A 3,254-nucleotide genomic window follows, 5' to 3' on the forward strand; every position below is an offset into this window, starting at 1 on the left:
CTGCCGGGCGGCGGCGCCATGACCGCCATCGAGGCCACCGAGGACGAGGTCACCCCGCACCTGACCGACGGCGTCGACATCGCCGCCCTCAACGGGCCGCGTTCCATAGTGATTTCGGGCGAGACCACCGCCGTGGAGGCACTCGCCGAGCGCTTCGCCACCCAGGGCCGCCGCACCTCCAGGCTCCGCGTCTCGCACGCCTTCCACAGCGCCCTCATGGAGCCCATGCTCCGCGAGTACGCCACCGTGGCAGCCCAGTTGGCCTACAACGAGCCCACCATCCCGCTCGTCTCGACGGTCACCGGCGCCCTCGCCACCACCGAACTCACCAACCCCGTCCACTGGATCCGCCAGGTCCGCGCCGCCGTCCGCTTCACCGACGCCGTCCGCACCCTGACCGACCACGGCGTCACCACCCTGCTGGAGATCGGCCCCGACGCCGTCCTCACCGCCATGGCCCAGCAGACCCTCGACGACCTCGACACCGGCGCCGTCACCGCCATCCCCACCCAGCGCCGCGACCGCGACGAGGCCCGAACCCTCCTCACCGCCCTCGGCACCCTCCACACCACCGGTGTGACCATCGACTGGGCCACCGCCTTCACCGGCAGCGACGCCCACCGCACCGACCTGCCCACCTACCCCTTCCAGCACGAACGCTTCTGGGAGAACGCCACCCCGTCGGGCGGTGCCGCGCCCTCCGGCCTGCCCGCGGCCGACCACCCGCTGCTGGGCGCCGTGTTCACCGCGCCCGGCTCCGACGGCGCCGTGCTGACCGGCCGCCTCTGCGTCGACACCCAGCCCTGGCTCGCCCACCACCGCATCGGGTCGACCGTCCTCCTCCCCGGCACCGGCCTGCTGGAGCTGGCGCTGCGCGCCGGCCGCCAGGTGGGCTGCCACACGCTCGCCGAACTGTCCCTCCAGACGCCGCTCGCCCTGCCCGAACACGGCGGCGTCCAGGTCCAGGTGGCTGTGGGCCCGGCCGCCGGGAACGGCGACCGCACGGTCACGATCCACTCGCGTCCCGAACGGACCGGGGGCGCGCGACCCGACGACGCCGAGGCCCCCTGGACCCTCAACGCCGAGGGCATCCTGGCCGCGGCCCCGGTCGGCGGCACCGCGCCGACCGGGCTCACCGTCTGGCCCCCGGCCGGCGCCGTCCCGGTCCCGCTCGACGGCGCGTACGAGCTGCTGGCCTCGCGCGGGTACGACTACGGGCCGGTGTTCCGCGGTCTGCGCTCCGCCTGGAAGAGCGGTGCGGAGACCTTCGCCGAGGTCACGCTCCCCGAGTCCGCGCACGCCGACGCCGCCCGCTTCGGCGTCCACCCCGCCCTGCTCGACGCCGCCCTGCACGCCGGGCTGCTGGCCGATGACGGCGACCGCACCGTACTGCCGTTCACCTGGTCCGGGGTCGCCCTCCACGCGACCGGCACGACGACCGCCCGGGTCCGGTTCGCCCCGTCCGGCCCGGACACCGTCACGGTGACCGTCGCCGACGGCACCGGCGCCGCCGTGCTGACCGTCGACGCCCTGGTCTCCCGCCCGGTGGACACCGCGCGGCTCGCCCCCGCCGCCACCGCCGGCCCGCTCCACCGGCTCGTCACCGTCCCACTCTCCGCCGCCGATGCCGATGCCACTGCGGATGGGGCGGACACCGACGCCCCGGACCCCGAGAGCCGGCACGCCACCGTCGCGGTCGCGGTCGCGCCGCCGTGCGGACCGGACCCGGTCGCGGGCACCCACGCCGCCGCCCACTGGGCGCTGCGCACCCTCCAGGAACGGCTCGCCGACGAGCCCGCGCCCCGGACCCGGCTGGTCGTCGTCACTCGCGCCGAGGACCTGGCCGCCGCGGCCGTCCGCGGCCTGGTCCGCGCGGCCCAGGCCGAGCACCCGGACCGCTTCCTCCTCCTCGACCTGGACGCGACGGCCGACGCCCCGACGCCGGCCCTGCTGCGCCGCGCCCTGGCCACCGGCGAACCGGAGATCCGGGTCCACGAGGGAGCCCTGCACGCGCCGCGCCTGCAACGGCTCCCCGCCGAGGCAGCGGCGGACGCCGGGACCGGGTCCATCGGGACCTGGGGCGACGGCGCCGTGCTGATCACCGGCGGCACGGGCGGGCTCGGCGCCCTGGTCGCCCGCCACCTGGTCGCCGAGCACGGTGTGCGCCGCCTGCTGCTCACCAGCCGCCGGGGCCCGGACACGCCCGGCGCCACCGGGCTCGCCGCCGAACTCACCGCGCTGGGCGCCGAGGTGGAGCTCGCGGCCTGCGACGTCGCCGACCGGGCCGCCCTCGCCGCCCTGCTCGACCGCGCCGCCCCCACCTCCGTGGTGCACGCCGCCGGGGTCCTGGACGACGCCGTCATCGACTCGCTGACCCCCGAGCGGCTGTCCACCGTGCTCTCCGCCAAGGTGGACGCCGCCTGGCACCTGCACGAGCTGACCGCCGACCGCGGGCTCTCCCGCTTCGTCCTGTTCTCCTCGATCGCGGGCACCCTCGGCGCCGCCGGCCAGGCCAACTACGCCGCCGGCAACGCCTTCCTGGACGCCCTCGCCACCCACCGCCGCGCCCACGGCCTGGCCGCCCAGTCGCTCGTCTGGGGCCCCTGGGCCACCGGCATGGCCGCCGGCCTCGACGAGGCGGACCGCGAGCGGATGCGCCGGCACGGGTTCCCGTACGTCTCCGCCCAGGAGGGGCTTGCCCTGCTGGACGCCGCCCTGCGCCAGGACGACCGGCCCGCGCTCGTCACCGCCCCGATCGACACCGCCGCTCTGCGCGCCCAGGGCGACGCCCTGCCCGCGCTGCTGCGCGAACTCGTCCCCGCCCGGCCCCGGGCCGCCGGGTCCGCGCGCCCGGAGGGTGCGTCCGAGGCCGCCCGCTGGGCAGCCCTCCCGGCCGAGGAACTGGACCGGACGCTGCTCGAACTCGTCCGCACCCAGGTCGCCGGGGTGCTCGGCCACCGCTCCACCGCCGCCGTCGAACCCGGGCGCTCCTTCCAGGAATTGGGATTCGACTCGCTGACCGCCGTCGAGTTCCGCAACGGCCTCGCCACCGCGACCGGACTGCGGCTCCCCGCGACGCTCGTCTTCGACCACCCCAGCGCCGCCGCCGTCGCCACCCACCTGCGCACCCAGGTCACCGGAGCCCGTCCGGCGGAGCCCGGCGCGGTGTCGGTGGGTGTGGTCGGGGCCGTCGATGACGACCCGATCGCGATCATCGGCATGGCCTGCCGCTACCCCGGCGACATCACCACCCC

Annotated in this window: 1 protein-coding gene; it reads left to right on the forward strand. The window is 77.0% G+C overall.

Translation table 11 applies throughout. From position 1 onward, the window contains the following. Positions 1-18 precede the first annotated feature (18 nt). A partial coding sequence (locus ACWD4P_RS38010) for an SDR family NAD(P)-dependent oxidoreductase (RefSeq protein ID WP_449782791.1) occupies positions 19-3,254 on the forward strand: 3,236 nt, incomplete at its 3' end.

The sequence above is a fragment of the Kitasatospora sp. NPDC002543 genome, from assembly GCF_053594915.1.